The following is a 20,569-nucleotide window of genomic DNA, read 5'->3' as shown; positions in this document are numbered from 1 at the left end:
TTGGGCCGGCGACTCCTGGTCGTCGGCCTCGCGCTTATCCTGGCACTCGCGCCGCGCGCGGCCTGGGCGCATGCGGTGCTGTTCTTTTCAGACCCATCCCCGGATGCGGTTCTCGGCGCACCGCCCGCATCCGTTTCGTTGACGTTCTCGGAACCCGTGGCTCCTGCGGGCAAAGGGATCAAGGTCTTTAGCCCGACCGGCCATCAGGTCGCCGGGCCGGTCCGCGTTGTGGGCCATGCGCTGACGGCGCCGATCAATTCCACCGAGACCGGAACTTACGTGGTGACCTGGCAGGCCCTCGCCGCCGACACCCACCCGTCACGCGGGGCATTCAGTTTCGTCGTGGGCCAGCCGAGCGCCAACCCCTATTTGCCCGCGCTCTCCGGTGGCGAAATCGGGACCGCCACGCCACTCGGGTTCGCTCTTCAGGCGCTCGCCCGCTGGATCCATTTCATCGGCGTGGCGCTGGCGTTCGGGACGATCGCGTACCAGGTCGTGACGCGCCGCGAGCCACGCCTGCGCCGGTTGGTGGTCGCGGGTGTGTTGTTGCTGATCGCCGCGGAACCAGTCGCGCTGATCGCGCAGCTGGCGAGCCTGTCGTTCGACGGCGACACCGCCATCGCGGTGCTGGCCTCCGGCTTCGGCCGCCTGCTCGGGCTACGGCTGGCCATCGCCTTGTCGGTATGGGCACTGCTCGCCCTCGAATCCCCCTGGCCGATCCTCGCGCTGGGCGCCGGTATGGCGTTGGTCGATGGCGCCAGTGCGCATGCGATTGCGGGACTGCCCGGTGCCGGTCTCGTGCTGGACGCGATTCACGTCGCGGCGATGGGAATCTGGGTGGGCGGGCTCACGGCTTTCGCGTTCGCGCCGGACCGCCGCTTCAGCCGCTACGCGATCGACGCGTTGGCGGTCGCGATCGGTAGTGGCCTTTTGCTCGCCCTCGCCCACCTCAGCTCCGCGGCGGCGCTGATAACCACCGGCTACGGGTGGGTAATTCTGGTAAAGGCGGGCATCGTTGCCGCCGCCCTCGTTACTGCGGTGCTGGGCCGCCAGCGGATCGAAGCCTGGGTGGCCTCCATCGTTTTAGCCCTTGCTGCTGTACTGATCTCGTTGCCACCACCTCGATAAGGTCGATTCCAGGCGAACCCATTCGTATTGAAGGAGAGAGAAATGTCTACCGAAATTCCGCCGGTTGGACGCGACACTGGAGCCGCCGCCAAGCTGCAGATCCTGGCTACCGAGCACTGGAGCCTGTTGGCAACCCGGACGTTGACCTACAACGAGGCCCTCACCCGGGTGACGATATTCCTGGCCATCCTGTCCGGCGCATTGATCGCGCTGGCGCTGGTCGCGCAGGCCGATCACTTCGGCGCGATCTTCATCTCGATCGCGATCCCACTGCTCGCGCTCGTCCTGTTCGCCGGCCTCATCACCATCTCGCGGCTGACCGGGCTCAATGGCGATGACTATCGATGGGTGATCGGAATGAACCGACTCCGACACGCCTACGTCGACCTCCACCCCGAGCTGGAACAGTACTTCATTACCAGTCCATACGACGATTTGTCCGGCGCCCTGCAGACCCTTGGCATCGACGTCACAGCCAGTCGACGCCTGGGGTCGATATTCCACGTGCCGCAGACCCTGCCGGGGATGCTGACGGTGATTGTTGCCGCCGTCGCGGGCGCTATTGGAGCCCTGGCAGCTCTCGCCTTCGCGTTTCAACCACTCGCCATCGCGCTGGCGGGCGCTGCGGTCTTCGTCCTCGCCCTGGCGCTGATGGGAATTTGGAACCGTCGGTCAATCAAGCGCCTGCCACCGAGCCTCGAGCCCAGATTTCCATCGCCTCGCCGCTAGATTTTGCCGAGTTCCCCTAGTGCGGGCAGGAAGAGTCGGGTCGCAGGAACCCGACGCCATCGAAGGCGCCGAGATAGCTTCCGTTGGCATCGGCGACGACCGCCCCTGAGGAGGGCTCGTGGCTGGATGCCGCTACCACGCCGGTCAGAGGGTCGGCACACGCGACCTGCGAAAGCCCGCCATCGACAAGCCATAACGTTCCTCCAGAGACAAATACATGGATACCATTCGTGTTTGGGTATTGCGGCGACGAGAGTAGTGCCAGCCCCGTCGCACTTAGGTGCCCGACTGCGCCCATCATGCCAGTCGCAAAAGAGATCCAGACCCCATCTGCCGCCGCTGCGACTTGGGGACCACCCAGTCCGAGCCCGCCCGTTGTCGCCGAGGCGAGGCGGGCGCCCGTCAAGGCATCCCACTCGACGACGAGGTCCTGGCTAGTCTGGCTTGGCGTTACGTCCACTCCGACGTAAAGGCGGTGGCCCGACGGGTCGAGCGAGATGGACGTCACCGTTCCCGGCACACTCGCCGTGAGCAATATGCGTCCGCTGATGGGATCAAGTCGGTACAGCGAGTGGGCGTAACCGAGCCACAACAGATTCGACGCCCCAGCAACCTGCGGGCCTGCGTTGCTCCCCGAGTCCGCCTGGGCCGGTAGGTGAACCCGCTGCTTGACGCTCAAGGTCACGGGGTCGACCAGACTAAGCCATTTTGTGTCCGCCGCTACCGTCCCATCTCCAATGCCAGGGCCGGCGGCAACCCAGAGCCCGGCCGGGACTCTCGCCACGGTTTTGGCGTACGGGAAAATCCCCGTCGTCGCGACTGCGCCGGTCGCTCGGTCGATTCGAGCCAGTGCCATCTTGGAGGGATCGATCCCGCCGTTCACCGGTGTCGGCGCGTACAGAGCAAAAACGGCTGAGCCGTCGAGCGCCATTGCGGTGACCGGACCGACAGGCACTTTGCGCGTGACCCAGCCCGACGGTGGCGTCGCAGTTGCTGAGGGATTCGGCGATGGCGATGCACTCGGAATGGGCACGGGCGGGATCTTACGATGTGCCTCCTCGCGAACCAACCGGATCGTCACGGCGAGCCCAACGGCGAGAGCGACCAGCACGATGGTGGCCAGCGCGGGCTGCAACCAACCTGCCGTTCGGCGCTTGACGGGGACCACCCAGGCGGGTGGCGCCCCCGAAACCTCGCTTCCAGTTTCCTTGTAGAAGCGTGTCAGGCGTGCGATCAGTTCATCCTGGTTGTTCGTCACGATTCCTCCACCGCCGGCGAGGCAAGCCCGCCCATTTCCTGTTGCAGCCGGTCGAGGGCGCGATGGACCCACGTTTTGACGGTCGCTTCGGGGCGGCCGAAAATCCTGCCAATCTCGGGAAAGCTAAGGTCCTGTTCGAAGCGGAGGGCGAGAAGGGCGCGCTCTCGCCTCGGAAGACTGAGGAGCGCGCGCCGCATTTCCTCGCGCTCGATGTGAGCAAGAGCCGCGGTTGCCGGATCCGGGGGCGTAGCATCGCTGGCTCGGTGACGGAGGGCGGTGAGCAGACTCCGGCGCTGGTCAATCGCCAGGTTGATTGCAACTCGCATCAGCCAGGCCCGCTCATTCGCGCTCTCGCCGAGCCGGCTCCGATGCTGCCACAGTCGGAGAAACGCTTCATGACAAATCTCCTGAGCGACGTCGGGATTGAGGACCACGAGATAGACGGTGCGGACGACGAGCGGATAGAGGCCGCGATATAGCGCCTCGAACGCCCGGCCGGCATCGTCGCCTTCGGTCACGTCATCTCCTGATCCTCGGACTGCATACACAACGGTTGAAGGCGGCAACCGTTTCAGCCCCCCCTAACGGATCAGGAGCCGCTAAGGCGTTCTACGACCGGCGCGAACGCGCGGTAGTCATCGCCGACGAGGATATGGCTGATCCCAAGGCGCTCGCGGAGCATCTGGAACTTTTCGACCAGGCTGTCGACGCTACCGACGAGCACGTGCGGGGACTCGAGAACGTCGCGCTCGGATAGGTCGATGCCGTAACGCCGGCGAATCTGGCTGGCGATCTCGCGCGCCACCGGGCCGGCCTGATCGGTCACCGTCGCCGATTGTGCCGATAGCGAAGGGTAAGTGTTGATCTCCAGTTGGTCGAAGCGGGGGCCGGCGGCCTCCCTGATAATGGCGATCTTCTTCTCACTGCCCGCGAGCGTGCAACCCATCACGTCCGCCGTGCCATCCGGGCGGACCCGAGGGGCGATGCCGACGATCTGCGCATTCTGCGCGGCGAAGCGCAACAGCTTGGGGCTGCCGCCACCGATGAGGAACGGCGGATGCGGGCGCTGGATTGGACGGGGAAAGTCCTCGAAGCCTTTCACCTGGTAAAAGCGGCCCTCAAAGTGGACGGGGCCGGCAAAGAGCCCCTTGATGACGGTGACAGCTTCGGCCAGCCGGTCGATTCGGGTGGCACCCGGATCGTAGGGAATCCCGGCGCCCTCGTACTCTGGTTTGTTCCAGCCGGCGCCAATGCCGACCTCGATCCGCCCGTCGCTCAGCCGGTCAAGCGTTGCCAGCTCCTGGGCGAGGACGACGGGATGGCGCAGGTCGTTGTTGAAGACAAACGTCCCGATTCGCAACGTTGACGTAACCGCAGCCGCCACGCTCAGGGCGGAGATGGGCGCGAATTGGTCCACGAGATGATCGGAAAACATCACCGACGAGTAACCGAGCGCCTCCACCGCGCGGATAGCGTCGACAAACTCAGCGCGAGTCTCGCGGGTCCTGACTCCTGCGGCGAACCGAAACGGTCGCATGGTTGTAATTGTCACAGAGCACCCTCGATGGAGCGTATACAGGACGACGGCATGGAGCACGCCGCCGACCCGGACCTGGTTCGGGACGCGAAGCGCGGTGATGAAGCGGCGTTCACCTCGCTGCTGCGGCCTTTGCTGGAACCTGCCTACCGGCTGGCGGCCGGCATGCTCCAGGACCGGCAACTCGCCGAAGACGCAGTCCAGGAGGCGGCAGTGAAGGCGTGGCGGAAGATGCACCAGTTACGAGAGGGAACGGAGATGCGACCCTGGTTTCTCGGCATCGTCGCCAACGAATGCCGGACCACCCGACGGAGCCGCTGGTGGAGCGTGTTGAAGATCGATGCCGAGCAACGCCACACAGAGGCGTTAGATGACGCGGCGGTGCGGGGAATCGACCTCCGTAGCGCGCTGAAGCGCTTGCGGCCGGAGCAGCGGCTCGTCGTCGTCCTCTACTTCTACCTCGATCTCCCGCTCGATGAGATCGCGACCGTAGCCGGCGCGTCATTTGCCGCAGTTCGTGGACGACTCTACCGCGGCATTCGCGAGCTCAGAGCGGATTTTCCGATTACGGAGGTCCAAGCGTGAAGCAGGAAGACGCGCTTCGAAACGAAGTCCACCAGGCGCTCGATTCGGTCGCCGGCCCCACGCCGGAGCTGCTCCCGGGGATCGTGAAGCGGCTTCGCCCAGTGTCGCGCCGCCGGCCCGTTTTGGTTGGACAGGTCGCCGCCGTGCTTGGCATCCTGATTGTGGGCGCGGTCATCTTGTCCATGCATCGAGCTCCAATCCAGGGGCCGGCACGCGTAACGACATCGCCGACCACGCCGATCGTCGCCGGACCGGGCGCCGACATCGCATGGGTGACGAGCCAACAATCGAGCGGCGGCGCCTACACGGGCGACATCGTCACCGGGATCGATCCGACCGGCCACGTTGTGGGCCGGATCAAAGCGCGAGACGAGCTTCGCTCGCCCGATGGGTCCCATCTGTACGCCATGACGGATGCCGGCGTCGAAGTCTTCAGCGCGGTGGACGGTCACAAAGAACAGACGATTCAACTGTCGCCGATAGGGATTGGCGTTCAGATGCTGAGCGCGGATGGACGCTACCTGGCCGTCATGGGCAACTCGACGCTCCAGTTGGTTGACCTCTCGGCTGGCAGGTCCATCGCGTCGATCGATGTCGGGTCGCCGCCCTATGGGATTCCCGTCATCGTCGGCGCCCACGCCGAGCACGTCTATGTCGTCGGCTCGACGATCGTCAGGATCGCGTTCGACGGCACTGGCCTTCGGGTCGAGCAGCGAGCGAGCGGCAGCACGTCGACGTGCAACGGGCTGGCCGCCGGGGGTGCGAATACCGCAGGGGGACTGCCGTTTCGGGTGCTCGCTGACGGGCGCACGCTCGTTGCCTTCTGCCCTGGCGACGGCCGGGTCACGTGGTTCGACCTGGTTGCCATGACGGTGACGCACGAGGTCCGAATCACTCAGAGCAACCCCTTCTGGGTTTCGCCGGTCTTATCTGCCGATGGCAACACCCTCTATCTCCATGAAGGCGGCACCGGTGCGCTCAATGCGATCGACCTGGTGCGGCACAAGCTCGTCACCTCGGCTAAGGTCGCCACGGCTGACTCCAACCCCCTGGCCTGGCTCAGGTCGCTGTTGGTTACGGATGCTTCCGCCGGTGGCATCCCCCGAACGGTCGCGGTGTCTCCGGATGGAAACTGGCTGTATGCGGTCGGCGACTTTGGCGCGCCCGGCGGGGTGACGCTGGTCCATTTGCCGGATGTGGCTGTGAAAGGTCGATGGCTACCTGATGTCTCGCTCAAATCGGTCTGGGTTTCGGCCGATGGGCAGACGATCTACCTTCTCGAAAATGGTGATCAGCTACGCGTCCTTCGAACCGATGGCTCCCAGGTCGCGAAGCTCGCCCTACCGCCAAACACGGGCGGTTTCATCGTGCCGACCATTCCATAGAGGGACGGGTTGCACGTCCCAGGGGGGAATGGTTGGTGCAACCCTCCACACCTCTGTGCCGGATTTTGAGAAGTTTATTGCTCCGTTTGTTGCGCGACAACCCCGAAATTGCGTTCGCAAACAGGCGCTCCACCCGCCGGTGACACGGGGGTCTTTCCGGCTACTTTCGCTTCGGCCGGGCCACCAGCTCGCCGCCACAGTTCGGGCAGATGCCATTCATTCCTGCGGCGCAGCTCGGACAGAAGGTGCATTCGTGGCTGCAGATCCGCGCCTCGCCACCAGGTGGCAGCGCGGCCCCGCACTTCTCGCACGACGGCCGCATTTCAAGCGTCATGTGGCCGCGCGAACCGAGCCTCAGGTCCGCCGCAGTCGGCGGCGGGCGCGCTCGTACGCTTCTTCGCGGGCCGCATCGATGCGGGCGGCGTAGTCCTTGTCGCTCTCTCCGCGGCGTTGCGGCATCCGCTCCGGCCGCTGCGGATATCGAAAGCGTTCGGAGGTGCGGATGTACCCGGGGCGCCGCTGATCCTTGATCTTTGCCAGAATGACCTGCGTCGCCTCAGGGAGGTTAGCCACGGCCTAGGCGCGCTCCATGAACATCCAGCGATGGCCTTCGAGGTCCTCGGCGCGGTAGCGCTTCCCATACTGATCCGCCTCGACGTCGCTGATGATGGCAGCGCCTCGCTGCTTGGCGTGCGCGAAGTGGGCATCGACGTCGTCGACGTAGACCAACACGCCGTCGACGATGTACGGGACTGCTGACCATTTCTGGGCCGGCTCGCAGCCCTCGCGATGGTGGCGCGGCGCCTGGTAGTCGGGCGTCGGGGTGGCCAGCATGATGACGCCATCACCGGCTTGCATTTCGCCATGGCTGAGGCGACCGTCCTTGCCCAGCATCCGTGTCCGCTCCTTGAAGCCGAAGGCGGACGACAGCCAGTCCATGGCTTTTGGCCCATCTTCGTAGGCGATCATCGGGATGACGTCGGGATAGGTCGTTGCCATTCGCGCTTCCCTCCTACAGGTACCGCTGCTCTTTCTTGCGTGCCTGCTCGTACTCTAGCCGCGCCGCATTGACCGCCTCGACCGTCGCCACCTCGGCGACCGGAACGTCCCACCAGCTTTCGTAGGACGGCACTCCCTCATAGCGATCGACCTCGATGCAAATGAGGGATGTCCGGGTCGCCTGCTTGGCGCGCGCGAGTGCTCCCCGCAGCTCATCGACGCTGCCGACCCGGACGGCGTCGGCCCCGAGGCTGGCAGCATTCGCCGCCAGGTCGAGCGGCAAGACCGCCCCCGAGGCGGTGTCGCTGTCGAGCCCGAGCGATCCGTTCTTTCGGAACCGGTATTGCGTCCCGAAACCGTCCGTGCCGAGGGACCGCGAGAGGCTGCCGATCGAATTGAAGCCGTGACTGTCGACCAGCACAATGATCAGCTTGATCCCTTCCTGAATGGCGGTGACGATCTCGCTGCTCATCATCAGATAGGATCCGTCGCCGACCATGGCGAAGACGTCGCGGTCGGGCGCCGCCATCTTGACGCCGAGCGCACCCGCGATCTCGTAGCCCATGCACGAGTAGCCGTACTCGACGTGGTACTGCTTGGGATCGCGCGTTCGCCACAGCTTGTGCAGGTCGCCCGGCATCGAGCCGGCGGCACACACGACCACGTCGCGCGGACCGGCGGCATCGTTGACCGCGCCGATGACCTCGCTTTGCGCCGGCAACGGCCCATGTCCCAGGTGGTACAGGCGGTCGACCTCGCGATTCCAATCCTTGTTCAGGCGGGCAGCGAGGTCGCGATACGAGGCATCGACCGCGTAGCCACGTAGCCGAGTGCCCAGCGCCGCGATGCCGGCGCGCGCATCGCCGACCAGGGCGAGGCCGCTGTTCTTGTGGGCGTCGAAGTCGAGCACGTTGAGGTTGATGAAGTGCACATGCCCGTTGGCGAACACCGTGTGCGAGGCGGTGGTGAAGTCGGTCCAGCGCGTGCCGATCCCGATCACGACGTCGGCCTCGCGGGAAAGGCGGTTCGCGGCCAGGGTGCCGGTTGCGCCGACCGCGCCCAAATTCGACGGGTGATCGAAGGGCAGCGATCCCTTGCCGGCCTGCGTCTCCCCCACCGGGATGCCGGTCAGCTCGACGAACTGGCGCAGCGCGTTGCTGGCTTCCGAATAAATGACACCGCCACCGGCAACGATCATCGGCCGGTCCGCCGCGTGAATCATCGCCGCCGCGCGGTCGAGCGCGCGGGAATCGGGCTCAGCTCTCGCTACGCTCCAGATCCGCTTCTCAAAAAAGCTCGGTGGATAGTCGAACGCCTCCGCCTGGACGTCCTGCGGGAGGGCGAGGGTGACCGCTCCCGTCTCGGCCGGGTTGGTGAGGACGCGCATCGCCTGCAGCGCCGACGGGATCAGCTGCTCGGGTCGGGTGATGCGGTCCCAGTAGCGCGAGACCGGCTGGAAGCAATCGTTCACCGAGGCATCGCCCCGCCATGGCACTTCGAGCTGTTGCAGGACCGGGTCCACCGGCCGCGAGGCGAAGACATCGCCTGGGAGCAGCAGGACCGGCAGCCGGTTGATCGTCGCCAGCGCTGCGCCGGTCACCATGTTGGTCGCGCCGGGTCCGATCGAGCTGGTGCAGGCCATCGTCGCCAGCCGGTTGCGCATCCGCGAGTAGCCGACGGCGGCGTGGACCATCGCCTGCTCGTTGCGCGCCTGGTAGTAGGGCAGCAGCTCAGGTTGTTCGAAGAGCGCCTCGCCCACCCCGGCCACGTTGCCGTGGCCGAAGATGCCGAAGCAGCCGGTGACGAAGCGCTGCTCCACACCGTCGCGCTCGGCGAATTGCGCCGCCAGGAACCGCACGAGGGCCTGCGCCATTGTGAGACGCATTACTTTTTCCCTCCCCCTCCCGGGGAGGGTAGGGTGGGGGCCTTCTTCTCGGCCACCACGGCCGCCGCCGCATCGACCGCCTGGGCGACATTCCCGTCCCGGGGATAGAGCAGCGACCGTCCGGCCACCAGGCCGCGCACCTGCGGAATCGCCATGGCGCGCCGCCAGATCGCAAATGTCTCCGCCTGGTCCTCCCCTGGGTCACCTCCGAGGAGCAGCGTCGGGAGGCTGGTCGACCGCATCACCCGCTCCAGGTCATCGACCGCGGGGAGCTTCAACCACAGGTAGGCCGACGTGGTTCCCAATCCAGAAACGATGGCGATCGCGCGAATCAGCGAGTCGGCGTCATCGCGGTTGTGGAGGCGTCCCTCCTCGACATGGCTGGCGAAAACCTCCACCATCGCCGGCAACTTCCGGGCGGACAGCTCGTCGATGGCATGGGCGCACGCGGCCAGCGTGCGCAGCGTCTCGGGCTCGTCGGCGACACGCACCATCATCTTTCCGCCATCAAGACCGGCGGCGACGATGCCGTCCGCAGTGTAGGCCGTGAATCGGTCGTCGAGCTCGAAGCGGAAGCCAGTCAACCCGCCACGGTTCATCGACCCAAAGACGACCTTGTTCTCCAACGCTCCCAGCAGCGCGAGGTCCTCGATGATGTCGGCCGTGCCGAGGATGCCGTCGACACCCGGCCGTTCGAGCGCGATCAGGAGCCGCCGCAGCAGCTCACCGCGGTCGGCCATCGCCATCGGGTCCGACCCGACCTTGAGCACACCGCGCGCCGGGTGGTCGGCGGCCACCAGGAAGAGTGAGCCGCGCTGGAGCAGGGGCCGTCGCCCGCGCTTGGCCAGCGCGTTGTGCACGGCGCTAGGATCGGTCGCTCGAGCCTCCGTGAGGCGTGCCAGCAGCTCGGTGGCGGCGAGAGTCACGTCCTCGAGTCTGCCACGACGGACATCTCGAAGGAATAGCGTTCGGCCGGGTAGACGTGCGAGCCGTATTCAACGGGCTTGCCGGCATCGTCGTAGCTGATGCGACGCATGGAGAGGAGTGGCGCCCCCGCGGGAACGGTTAGCAGGCGCGCCTCCCGCCGCTGGGCGCTGCGCGCGCCGATCGTCTGGGAGGCCAACCGCAAGTGGATCCCGCTCTGCCGCAGCAGCTGGTAGAGACCGGTGGCCTTCAGGCCCTCCTCCGTCACCACGTCCTCGAGTGCCAGCGGCACGAAGTTGCGCATCAACGCAATCGGCTGGTCGCTGGCCAGCCGCAACCGTTCGAAATGCAACACGCGCGTGCCCTTGGAGAGTTGCAGGCTGGAGGCGACGTCCACCGGCGCCGGCACGATCTCGTGGGCGAGCAGGCGAGTGGACGGAGCCTGACCCCCCTCCTTGAGGTCATCGTAGAGGCTGCTAAGGCGCACCGGCCGTCGCACGCGCACCGGTACCACCAGCGTTCCGATGCCATGACGGCGGATCACCAAACCTCTGTTCGCGAGCAGGGCGATCGCACGACGCACGGTGGGCCGGCTCACTCTCAGTTGTCGCGCGAGCTCGATTTCGTTCTCCAGGTGAGATCCGGATGAGAGTTGCCCCGAACGGATGGCCGTTTCCATGTTCTGGGCGAGCTGGTAATAGAGGGGGACGGGGCTTTCCCGGTCGAGCACGGTGTCGGTACGTCCTCTCCGGGCCCCCATTTCCTCACCCACTGCGGCCGCTGCCGCAGAAACCAGTTGTCATGACAACCTGACCTCAATATTATAGAGGGGTTCAGCGCAACGGAAGGATCGCGACGACCTCATGAGGAGGAAAGGGAATGCAGCGAATTAGCCGGCGGGAATTTGTCAAACGGACGGCGGTCACGACCGCCGCGTTCACCTCGCTCCCAGCGTTCCTGGCCGCCTGCGGAGAGAGCACCGGGACGAACAAGGTAACCAAGCTGGTCGTCGCGGCCGTCCAGGGCAACGAGGACGGGCCGCTGAAGAAGGTCGTGGGAAATTACAAGAGCGCGACCGGCATCGAGGTGCAGGTTGTCGAATTCCCGTACGACTCGCTCTATTCGAAGCTGGTCACCACGTTTCAGGCGAACGACTCGTCGTATGACCTGTGCATGATGGACGACCCCTGGATGCCGAAATTCGGCACCATGGGCGCGCTCCAGCCGCTCGACTCGAACTTTGGCTTCACGCGCGACCCGGACATTCCGGCGGTGGTCTACGACGTGGGCACCTGGCCTCCACCAAGTGGGCCGGTGCCGCCCACCGAGCAGAGCAAGGCAAAACACCTCTACGGCATCACCATCGTCGGCAACGTCGAGATGTTCATGTATCGCAGCGACAAGTCGGCCGCGCCGACCAGCTGGAATGACGTGCTAAGTAACGCGGCAAAGTACAATGCCGCGAATTTCTACGGCTACGTCATCCGCGGCAAGGCGACCAACCCGGTGAGCAGCGACTCGTTGCCCATCCTCTGGTCCTTCGGTGGCAACATCTTCGACGACAACTGGAAGGTCCAGCTCGACTCGACCGCCTCCATCACGGCGGTGGACTTCCTCACCCGGAAGCTGAAGCAATACGCGGAGCCGGGCGCCGAAAGTTTCGATGCTGCCGAGCGCTCGCAAGCGATGGCCACCGGAAAGGCGTACCAGTCCACCGTCTGGCCCGGCGAGATCACCGGCATCGTCGAGGACCCGACGGTGAGCCAGGTCAAGGGCAAGGTCGCGTATATCCCGATTCCGCAGGGCCCCAGCGGCAAGGGCCTGGGCATGATGGGCAACTGGCTGCTCGGCATTCCCAAGGGCTCGAAGAATGGCCAGGCCGCCGCCGACTTCATCAAGTGGATGCTCCAGACCAGCAACATGCGCAACTACGTCGCCCAGGGCGGCATCCCGATCCGCAACAGCATCCTCAACGACGCGTCGCTGGCGTCGGCGAACCCCTACTTCAAGGCGCTCGCAGCCTCCTTCGCGGCCGTGCCGAACTGGCGGCCTCGGACCGACCAGTGGGGCGCCGTCGAAACCTCCTATGGGACGGCCATGAACGCCGCGGTGGCCGGCCTGATGACCCCGGCGGCCGCCATGCAGAAGGCGGCCGGCGAAATCCGCACGCTGATGAAGGCCGCCAACTACCCGTCCTAAGCGAACCGTCCTACATTTGACGATGTGAGCCGCGTGGTCGCCGAACTCCCGGTCCCGACCGGTTCGAAACCGGTGGGGGCCGGTCGGCGCCGGCGGAGCCGGCAGGAGCGGCTCGCCTATACGATCCTCCTACCCGCGCTCGGCATCGTCTTCGTCATCGTGACGATCCCCTTCGTGATCGCGGTCTGGCAGTCGGTCACGTTGGACGACGGCACGTTCGTCGGCTTCCGCAACTACGCGCGGGCCCTGGGCAATCCCCTCTTCGTCGACGCGCTGCGCGCCACGGGCCTGTATGCCCTGATCGTTCTCCCCACCGAGATCCTCCTCGGCCTCAGCTTCGCCCTGCTGGTTCATCGCGCCGTCAAGCGCGCCGGGCTGCGGGCGACACTCTACGTGCTGGCCGTTGTGCCGCTGGTCGTCCCGCCCGTCGCCGTGGGCGTGGTGGCCCGGCTGATCTACGCGCCCGGCTACGGGGTACTGAACTACGTGTTGCATTCGCTTGGCATCACGCACTCCGACATACAGTGGCTCGGGGTCCCCATTCTCGCTATGGGTTCGGTGGCAAGCGTCGACATCTGGCAATGGACGCCATTCGTCTACCTCGTGCTCTTCGCCGGGCTGCAGACGGTTCCCAAAGAGTCGGTCGAGGCGGCACAGGTCGACGGGGCCACGTGGTGGACGCAGTTCCGCTACATCGAGCTTCATTACCTGCGGCCGCTGTTTCTCTTGATCCTGTTCTTTCGCGTGGCCGACGTGCTCCGCGTCTTCGACCATGTCTACATCCTCACCGGTGGCGGCCCCGGGACGGCCACCCAGCTGCTCAGCCTCTACATCTACCGGATCGAGTTTCGATTTTTCGACGGAGGCCAGGCCGCGGCGCTGGCCGTGATGGTGCTTGTCTCGATCAGCATCCTCTACTCGCTCGTGACGCGAGCCCTCCCGCTGGAGCGCGCCTGATGCGCAGCCGCGGTGCCGCCGTCTGGGCCCGGATCATCCTGATCGTCGCCGGCCTCGGCGTGGCCGGCTTTCTCTATGCGTTCCCGCTCTACTGGCTGATCGCGACTTCGCTGAAAAGCAAAGCGGAACTGTATCAGTCGATCACGCTCTTTCCACAGCACCCGAGCTTGAACTCCTACGCCAGCGTCCTTTTCGATCGCGGCTTCTGGGTATTGCTCAAGAACAGTGTGATCGTCTGCGCCGCCACCGTTGTTGTTACGATCGCCGTCGGGCTGGTGATCACCTACCCGATCACCCGCCTTTCCGTGCCTCCCCAGCTGCGCGTTGGTGTCCTCAACTGGGCGCTTTCGCTTCGCTTCCTCCCACCCGTCGCCGTGGTCGTCCCGTACTTTGCGATCGTCCGCACGTTGCAGATCTACAACCAGCCGATCGCCCTGATCGGCATCTACTCACTGTTCAATTTGCCGTTTGCGATCTGGATGTTGAAAGGCTTTCTCGCGGAGATCCCCATCGAGCTCGAAGAGGCAGCCCTGGTTGATGGGGCCAACCGCTGGACCTCATTCCGCCGCGTCCTCCTGCCGCTGGCCACCCCGGGCCTGCTGGCCGCCGCGACGATCGTCTTTACGTTTGCGTGGAGCGAGTTCCTCTTCGCGCTGATCCTGACCGCCACGCCGCAGTCCCAGACCTTCCCGGTCGGCGTCCAGGGCCTGGTCACCCAGTTCGAGATCATCTGGAATGACATGGCGGCGTCGGGTGTTATCGCCATGTCCGTGCCGCTCGTCCTGATGGTGATCGCACGCAAGTACATGGTGGCCGGGCTGACCTTCGGCGTCATCCGCGATAAGTGATGACGGCGATCTACCTGAACGGCGCGACGCTGATGACGACGCCGACCCAACGCGTGCTGGAGATTGCGCGCGGAACGGGGTACGCCGGAATCGAGGCACGCGCGGAGCGCCTGCTGAAGGACGCGGCCGAGGTGCGCGCCACCGCTGCCATCGGGCGGCCGAAGGACGTCCTGACCCTGAATGGCGTGGCCCTCACCGTTCAAGCCGACGGCCGGATGGACCGAAGGCTCATCGAGGATGACTTGACACCCCGACTGCAGATCTGCCAGGGCCTCGGCGCGCCGTACCTGCTGGCGATCCCCCCGCGGGCGCCGGGACTCGAAACGCGCCGGGCCATGCCGGCGACACGCGATGCCCTCGAGCTGGCCCGCGATCGAGCCGACAGGCTGGGCATCCGGATCGCTTTCGAGTTCCTCGGCTTCGGCGACTGCCCGATCAACACGCCGGAGATCGCGAGCGAGACCGTCGACGGCATCGACGGCATCGAACTCGTTCTCGACTCCTGTCACTGGCATGCGAGTGGCAGCCAGCCACTGGACGCCTTTCCGGTCGAGCGGCTCGCGCTGGTGCACCTGAATGACGCGCCCGATAAGCCGCCGCGGGAGATCGAGGACGAAGACCGTCTCCTTCCCGGCGAGGGGGTCATTCAACTTAAGACGTTGCTCGCCGCGCTCAAGGCCCATGGATACACCGGGCCCTGGAGCCTCGAGACCTTCAATCCCGGCTACTGGAAGCAGGACCCCGAAGACATCGCCCGCCGCGGCCGCGCGGCGATCGACGCGCTCCTCGCCTGATCTAAAGCCCGGAATTCAGGGCAGCAGTTTGCCCTGGATGGCCTCCAGGCTGACGAAGCCGAAAACGCGAGAGTCGCTCGAGTGATTGCGGTTATCGCCCATCACGAAGTACCGATTCGCCGGCACGATCTGAGCCTGGCCGTCCGCCGGCCAGGAGTTGTTGTAAATCCATCGCTCTGGCAGATAGGACTCACTGATGGCCTGGCCGTTGACGGACACGGTCCCATTGGTGATCAACAGCCGGTCGCCTGGGATGGCGATGATCCGCTTAATGAACAGCGTCGAGGCCTCACTCGGCGGCGTAAAGAGAACGATGTCCCCGCGTTGCGGCGGGTGATGGGCGTAGGCATGGGTGTCAACCGACACGAACTGCCCGTCGCGCAGAGCCGGTGCCATCGCATCGCCGAGGATGTGAATGGCTCGCCGGCCGACCAGCGGCTGGATAAAGGCTGGCAGGGTCTGTGCGTTCTGCAGAAGCAGGAAGACACCGGTGCCCAACAGGGTGGCAAAGACGAGGACGGCGACGATCAACACCGCCAGCGATCGCCGCTTCGTCGACGTGCCCACAGCGCTTCTCAGGCTACAGCGTCACTGGCGAGAGGCCGTAACTAACGGGCTGCTCAGCGGGTTCTCTGGCTGATGAAACGACTTGGAATCTGCACGCTGGCGGTGATGTTGGCCGCCTGCGGCGGGCCGACGACTGCGTCTGGTGGGCGTCCGACCGCCTCGCCGACCCACACACCGTCCCTCTCGCCTTCGGGCACGACCGCCTCCTCGGGTGGACTGCCCTGCCAGCTGCCGGTCGTGACGTGGACGCAAACCGCACAAGGACAGGTTCCGTCCGCAGGCTTCTTGACGTATCCGGGCGGACAGGTCAGCGGCGACCCGACCGGCGCCATCGTTCTGGACGGAACGCGGTATCGGTCCAGTGCTAAGCCGTACCTGTATGGCGGTGGGCCAGGCGCGGGCTCCTACGACTGGCCACTCGGGCGCTGGCTGCCGGTTAAGCTGCCAAGCGTCTCACCAGACGGTGCGCACTATGCCTACAGCACCGACTTCGGCGCCATTCACCTCGTTGACGTGGCGACCGGAATCGACCGAACGTACAAAGCCCCCGACGGTCCGGAGACCGTCCTCTATTACGCCAAGGAAGGCGTTTACTTCAACCATGCATGGGAGGGGCCGCCCGGACCCGGGCTCTGGCTCCTCGATCCCACGACCGGCACCGTGCAGACCGTGTTCAGCGACAAGTCGGTCCAAGCGGTCGGCGGATTTGCAGCCTGGCTCCCTGATGTCAACGCGGCCGACCCCCATCCGGTCTTTTCCCAGTACAGCGGAACGAACATGCCGAACCAAATCCTGCGCCGGGATCTAAACGGCGGACCAACCGTGCCCTGGTTTTACCAGCCCGGGAAGTCGCTTGCGGTCATGGGTTTCGACCACGACAAACGTCCGCTGATCGTCGCTGAGTCGCTCGGTTCCCCGGACAGTGTCCAGATCTGGCAAGTGCCCGCGGCGAACCAGGGCCACCAACTGTACTCCGGCAGCCAGATCGCGCAGATCGTGGCCGAAGACCATGGGATCTGGTTTGCCGACCAGCAGGCCATTTCGCTGTACACGCCGGCGCGTGGTCTTCAGAGAGTCTCGACGATTGTGGCCGACCTGGCCGGCCCCTGCCGGTGACGATGATGGTTGTTGAAGTAGGCGCCCAGTAGCAGAATGTGCGCCACCAGGTAGAGCCAGCCAAGCAGCACCAGCGCAATCGCCAGCCCTCGGCCCAGCATGCTGATCTCTGAGGACAGGCTCGTGTACAGGGGGAAAGCCAGCGTCACCGCCACGATGGCCAGAGCAGCTAGGAACGCCCCTGGCAGCGCTTGTCGAATCGGCACATGCGTGTTGGGCGCCGTGCGATAAATGAACGCAATCAAAAAGGTCAGCACGACGGTGGCTGCCACGATGCCAATGAGCGGCGTTTTTGGCAAACGGTCGGTCAGGGTTGCAAGTGCGACCAGGCAGACAATTGTGCCGAGCAGCGCCGGGCTCAACCGCAGACCCATCAGGCGCTGCTTGATCACATGGCGTCCGGTCACCCCATGCAGCGCGTTCAGCGCGCCACCGATGCAGGAAAACAGCGCCGAGCAGCTCCACAGCATGGCCACCAGGTAGATAAGGCCAAGCGTCTTGGGGTGTTTGACCGCGGAGAAGATCAGGTGCCCGATGTCCGCGCGCGTGCCGACCGGAAATGCCTCGAGAATGATGCGCTCCACCTCGCGGGTCACGAGCTGGCCCGGCGACGTGATCACGAGCAGTGCCACGAGCCCGAGCGTGATGGGGAAGATCGCGATGAAGGCATTGAAGGCGATCGCCGGCGCGTAGTGGGGTGCCGGGCTGTTCAGGTAGCCGAGGAGCCAGCGGATCGGGTGGCCCCAGCGGACTAAGCCATGGGTCGGAAGCTGGATGACGGGCTCTTCAGAGGGGCGGGACAGCACGATCCGTAGAACCAGCGCCAGGAGGGAAATTTGCGGAAACCTTCGGGCACTTGTGACAGCGCGTCGACCCTCGGCTAGGATGCTGGTATGGGCGAGGAAGATACTTTTGCCCTGGTCGTCGACCGACTCATCGACGGCACCGGGCGCGACCCGGTGGCGGATGCCGTGGCGGTCTGGGAGGGCGAGCGGCTGAAGGCGGTCGGGCCCAGATCTTCCGTGCGCATTCCGCCTGGTACGCGGGTGCTCGAAGGCGACAACCTCACCTTGCTGCCCGGCCTGATGGACCTGCATGTCCACCTGGGCGCAGAGGCCGGCATCAACTTCTCCCGGATCCTGATGACGCCTGCCTCATTGGAGCTCCTGCACGCGGTTCCCAATTGCGCGGCGACGCTGCAGGCCGGCTTCACAACCGTGCGAGATGCCGGACTGACCCCGGTTGGGGTCAAGTTGGCGGTCGAGCGCAACCTCTTTCCCGGGCCTCGCATGGAAATCGCAGTCAGCATCCTGGGCCAGACCGGCGGTCACGCCGATCCCTGGATGCCATGCGGCGTGGAGGTGCCGCTGGGCGCGCCTCTCGACGTGCCCGACGGTGTGGTGGACGGAATCGATGGCATGCGGCGCAAGGTGCGCGAGGTCCTGCGGGCCGGCGCCACCTGGATCAAGCTCTGCACCAGCGGCGGCGTCCTATCGGCGAGCGACGATCCGGACGCGGCCCAGCTCACGGTCGAGGAGATCGCGGTCGCCGTCTACGAGGCAGCCGCGGTGGGCAAACGCTGCATGGCGCACGCGATGTCAGCCCGAGGGATCAAGAATGCGCTCCAGGCGGGAGTGATGACGATCGAGCACGGCTGTTTCCTCGACGAGGAAGGGATCGCGATGATGAAGGCCAAGGGCGCCGCGCTGATTCCAACGTTGGTGGCGCCCCGGGACGTCATCGCCGGGGCCGAGGGAAATCCGGGGAGCCTGCCCCCGAGGATGGTGGACAAGGCGCGCCAGACCATCCGGCACCACCGGGCCTCCGTGCAGGCAGCAATTGAGAGCGGCGTCACGGTCGCGATGGGGACGGATGCCGGCGTGGGTGCGCATGGGGAGAACGGACGGGAACTCGCGCTCATGGTCGAAGCCGGGATGACACCGATGCAGGCGATCGAAGCGACTACGCGAGTTCCGGCCGAAGTACTCCGTACGCAGGAGCGGCTCGGGACCCTGGCCGCGGGCAAGCTGGCCGACCTGGTCGCGATCGAGGGCGACCCACTGGCGAACATCGATCTCTTCACCGACCGATCCCGCGTGCGGCTGGTCGTCAAAGACGGCCGCGTCGTGCACGACACGACGCGCAGCAAGGTGACCGCCGGGGTTTAGCGGTTTAGATGCCGCGCCTCCGCGATCGAGCCCGCAGGAGGAGCGCGATAGCGAGCGCGAGTAGCACGAGGACACCGGCAACGATCCCGACGGCTGCCACTCGACTGACGGTCAGAGTGCCCACGCCCGGGACGCCCGTAAGCCGCGCCAGCTCCCCCGCGGGCCGGACCGATGCCTGTGTCGCAGCACCAGTCGAGGAGGCGGACGGTGCCGCGACCGTCGCCGAGGGCGGCGGAGATGGCGTGTCCACGGCGGATTGGCCCGCCGAAGCGGTAGGGCAGAAGTCAATCAGCTGGCTGGCGGACTCGTTGCCCGGATCGAACATTTCAGCGCTGGATAGCGCAGCTGGCGGTACGCTGCCACCGGCGACCAGCAGCCTCGTCGACACCAGGGTGGCTGTCTGCTCCCAGCGTGCTTGGGCCATGCAGCCTGCTGGTGACCAGCGATTCGCTTTAGGGTCGTAGATCTCCGCGCTGGTCAACCAGACCTGCTGACCGCCGATCGTGGTGCTGCCGCCGGCGACCAGGACCCGACCGTCGGCGATGCGGGTGGCACTGGGAGCAACGCGATCCTGGAGCATGGCTGCCGCAACGGACCAGCGATTGGTGGCCGGGTTATACAGATTAGCTTCCTTGCCTTGCCCCGTGATCAAGACCCGACCGTCAGTCAGCCTGGTCATGGTTTCTGTATTTCGCGCTGCCGTGCCGGCGTTCGACCACCGGTTGGTCGCCGGGTCATAAAGCTCCGCTCGAGCGTCGCCAAGGGTGGCTCCGCCGGCAAGAAGCACCGTTCCATTCGCCAGCAGGGTTGCGCGGGCGCCGGCGTATCCGGCTTCCATCGGGGCCGCCATCGTCCAGTGATTGCTGACCGGGTCGTAGAGCTCGGCCGTGGCGATGTAGCCGCTCGCGTTCTGGCCTCCGGCGACCAGGACCTTGCCGCTCGACAGGAGCGTGGCCGTGTGGCTGCTGCGCTGGACAGCCATGTTTTCTCCTGAGAACCAGGAGTTGGTTTCCGGGTCATAGAGCTCGGTTCGTGTCGTGCTGTGGCCGGTGTCCGCCGTAATCCCCCCAGCGATCAGCACCTTGCCGGAGGGCAAGAGCGTGGCCGTGCCCAACGCCCGCGGGACGACCATGGGCCCGGTGGGCGACCAGGTATCCAGGGCGGGGTCGTAGAGCTCGGCGCCGGTGTTGAGGTCTGGCCAACTGCCGACCACCAGCACTTTGCGGTTTGCCAGCAGCGTCGCGGTCGCGGCCTCGTGCGCCTGCACCATCCTCGCGGCTGGTGACCACGGGTTGCCCGCCGCCGTTACGTTCGCCGCGCCGGGAGAAACCGCGGTGATGGCGAGTGCCGCGAGGCTGGCAAGGCCCGATCGACCGGCAGTCGTCATCCCGTTAGTGAACGCTTGTCGGAACAAAAAGGTACGAGAGCTGGATCTGGCCGAGCCGCGGCCGTGCGCTCAGTCCTCAATCGGCCGCCCTGGCGAATCGCTC

At 65.6% G+C, this 20,569-nt stretch carries 22 protein-coding genes; 10 read left to right on the top strand and 12 right to left on the bottom strand.

What is annotated here, in order from left to right; translation table 11 throughout:
- Both VHK65_03495 and VHK65_03490 read left to right on the top strand, forming a co-directional pair.
- The gene (locus VHK65_03495; GenBank protein HVS05212.1) at positions 1-1,128 is read left to right on the top strand and encodes a copper resistance protein CopC; all 1,128 of its coding nucleotides are present in this window, start codon (positions 1-3) and stop codon (positions 1,126-1,128) included.
- A 42-nt stretch (positions 1,129-1,170) separates the two neighbouring features.
- Positions 1,171-1,857: a hypothetical protein gene (locus VHK65_03490; protein ID HVS05211.1), complete on the top strand. Its 687-nt coding sequence runs from the start codon at positions 1,171-1,173 to the stop codon at positions 1,855-1,857.
- A 16-nt stretch (positions 1,858-1,873) separates the two neighbouring features.
- Here VHK65_03490 and VHK65_03485 read toward each other — a convergent pair whose 3' ends face one another.
- The 3 genes from VHK65_03485 to VHK65_03475 all read right to left on the bottom strand — a co-directional run bounded on the left by VHK65_03485 (position 1,874) and on the right by VHK65_03475 (position 4,652).
- Complete coding sequence (locus VHK65_03485) at positions 1,874-3,115, bottom strand: hypothetical protein (protein ID HVS05210.1); 1,242 nt, start codon at positions 3,113-3,115, stop codon at positions 1,874-1,876.
- On the bottom strand, positions 3,112-3,633 hold the full coding sequence (locus tag VHK65_03480) for a sigma-70 family RNA polymerase sigma factor (GenBank protein ID HVS05209.1): 522 nt from the start codon (positions 3,631-3,633) through the stop codon (positions 3,112-3,114). The genes VHK65_03485 and VHK65_03480 overlap by 4 nt, the downstream gene beginning before the upstream one ends.
- A 71-nt stretch (positions 3,634-3,704) precedes the next feature.
- The gene (locus VHK65_03475) at positions 3,705-4,652 is read right to left on the bottom strand and encodes a TIGR03621 family F420-dependent LLM class oxidoreductase (protein HVS05208.1); all 948 of its coding nucleotides are present in this window, start codon (positions 4,650-4,652) and stop codon (positions 3,705-3,707) included.
- A 27-nt stretch (positions 4,653-4,679) separates the two neighbouring features.
- On the opposite strand from VHK65_03475, the gene VHK65_03470 reads away from it, so the two are divergent.
- Positions 4,680-5,237, top strand: coding sequence for an RNA polymerase sigma factor (locus tag VHK65_03470; GenBank protein HVS05207.1), 558 nt, complete (start codon positions 4,680-4,682; stop codon positions 5,235-5,237).
- Entirely contained in the window at positions 5,234-6,622 is a 1,389-nt protein-coding gene (locus VHK65_03465) for a hypothetical protein (GenBank protein ID HVS05206.1), read from the top strand. The genes VHK65_03470 and VHK65_03465 overlap by 4 nt, the downstream gene beginning before the upstream one ends.
- Before the next feature lie 160 nt (positions 6,623-6,782).
- Here the strand turns inward: VHK65_03465 and VHK65_03460 are convergent, their stop codons facing one another.
- The 6 genes from VHK65_03460 to VHK65_03435 are packed head-to-tail and all read right to left on the bottom strand — an operon-like array spanning position 6,783 to position 11,190.
- Positions 6,783-6,944 (bottom strand): DUF1272 domain-containing protein, encoded by a 162-nt coding sequence (locus tag VHK65_03460; protein HVS05205.1) that lies wholly within the window; start codon positions 6,942-6,944, stop codon positions 6,783-6,785.
- Between the two features lie 32 nt (positions 6,945-6,976).
- A complete protein-coding gene (locus VHK65_03455; GenBank protein HVS05204.1) occupies positions 6,977-7,195 on the bottom strand; it encodes a hypothetical protein in 219 nt (72 codons plus the stop codon).
- Between the two features lie 3 nt (positions 7,196-7,198).
- Positions 7,199-7,621, bottom strand: a complete 423-nt coding sequence (locus VHK65_03450; GenBank protein HVS05203.1) for a VOC family protein — start codon at positions 7,619-7,621, stop codon at positions 7,199-7,201.
- Between the two features lie 13 nt (positions 7,622-7,634).
- Positions 7,635-9,506, bottom strand: coding sequence for a 3D-(3,5/4)-trihydroxycyclohexane-1,2-dione acylhydrolase (decyclizing) (gene iolD, locus VHK65_03445; protein HVS05202.1), 1,872 nt, complete (start codon positions 9,504-9,506; stop codon positions 7,635-7,637).
- Positions 9,506-10,432: a deoxyribose-phosphate aldolase gene (locus VHK65_03440; protein ID HVS05201.1), complete on the bottom strand. Its 927-nt coding sequence runs from the start codon at positions 10,430-10,432 to the stop codon at positions 9,506-9,508. The genes iolD and VHK65_03440 overlap by 1 nt, the downstream gene beginning before the upstream one ends.
- Complete coding sequence (locus VHK65_03435; protein ID HVS05200.1) at positions 10,429-11,190, bottom strand: GntR family transcriptional regulator; 762 nt, start codon at positions 11,188-11,190, stop codon at positions 10,429-10,431. The genes VHK65_03440 and VHK65_03435 overlap by 4 nt, the downstream gene beginning before the upstream one ends.
- Positions 11,191-11,309: 119 nt before the next feature.
- On the opposite strand from VHK65_03435, the gene VHK65_03430 reads away from it, so the two are divergent.
- Genes VHK65_03430 through VHK65_03415 form a run of 4 tightly spaced genes read left to right on the top strand, consistent with a single transcriptional unit; the run spans position 11,310 to position 15,228 of the window.
- Entirely contained in the window at positions 11,310-12,629 is a 1,320-nt protein-coding gene (locus VHK65_03430) for an extracellular solute-binding protein (GenBank protein HVS05199.1), read from the top strand.
- Positions 12,630-12,653: 24 nt separating this feature from the next.
- The gene (locus VHK65_03425; protein ID HVS05198.1) at positions 12,654-13,586 is read left to right on the top strand and encodes a sugar ABC transporter permease; all 933 of its coding nucleotides are present in this window, start codon (positions 12,654-12,656) and stop codon (positions 13,584-13,586) included.
- On the top strand, positions 13,586-14,434 hold the full coding sequence (locus VHK65_03420; protein HVS05197.1) for a carbohydrate ABC transporter permease: 849 nt from the start codon (positions 13,586-13,588) through the stop codon (positions 14,432-14,434). The genes VHK65_03425 and VHK65_03420 overlap by 1 nt, the downstream gene beginning before the upstream one ends.
- Positions 14,434-15,228: a sugar phosphate isomerase/epimerase gene (locus tag VHK65_03415; GenBank protein ID HVS05196.1), complete on the top strand. Its 795-nt coding sequence runs from the start codon at positions 14,434-14,436 to the stop codon at positions 15,226-15,228. The genes VHK65_03420 and VHK65_03415 overlap by 1 nt, the downstream gene beginning before the upstream one ends.
- A gap of 15 nt (positions 15,229-15,243) precedes the next feature.
- Here the strand turns inward: VHK65_03415 and lepB are convergent, their stop codons facing one another.
- Positions 15,244-15,795, bottom strand: a complete 552-nt coding sequence (lepB, locus tag VHK65_03410; GenBank protein ID HVS05195.1) for a signal peptidase I — start codon at positions 15,793-15,795, stop codon at positions 15,244-15,246.
- A 72-nt stretch (positions 15,796-15,867) separates the two neighbouring features.
- Between lepB and VHK65_03405 the strand changes: the two genes are divergently transcribed.
- Positions 15,868-16,911, top strand: coding sequence for a hypothetical protein (locus tag VHK65_03405; GenBank protein HVS05194.1), 1,044 nt, complete (start codon positions 15,868-15,870; stop codon positions 16,909-16,911).
- Here the strand turns inward: VHK65_03405 and VHK65_03400 are convergent.
- A complete protein-coding gene (locus VHK65_03400; protein ID HVS05193.1) occupies positions 16,863-17,717 on the bottom strand; it encodes a YihY/virulence factor BrkB family protein in 855 nt (284 codons plus the stop codon). The two genes, VHK65_03405 and VHK65_03400, sit on opposite strands and share 49 nt — an antisense overlap.
- Positions 17,718-17,804: 87 nt before the next feature.
- On the opposite strand from VHK65_03400, the gene VHK65_03395 reads away from it, so the two are divergent.
- Positions 17,805-19,079: an amidohydrolase family protein gene (locus tag VHK65_03395; GenBank protein ID HVS05192.1), complete on the top strand. Its 1,275-nt coding sequence runs from the start codon at positions 17,805-17,807 to the stop codon at positions 19,077-19,079.
- A gap of 4 nt (positions 19,080-19,083) precedes the next feature.
- Here the strand turns inward: VHK65_03395 and VHK65_03390 are convergent, their stop codons facing one another.
- Complete coding sequence (locus VHK65_03390) at positions 19,084-20,466, bottom strand: kelch repeat-containing protein (protein HVS05191.1); 1,383 nt, start codon at positions 20,464-20,466, stop codon at positions 19,084-19,086.
- Between the last annotated feature and the right edge of the window lie 103 nt (positions 20,467-20,569).

Source organism: Candidatus Dormiibacterota bacterium (genome assembly GCA_035544955.1).
Classification (GTDB): domain Bacteria; phylum Chloroflexota; class Dormibacteria; order CF-121; family CF-121; genus CF-13.
The sequence above is the reverse complement of the archived record's forward strand: the minus strand, read 5'-3'. Positions and strand labels throughout refer to the sequence as shown.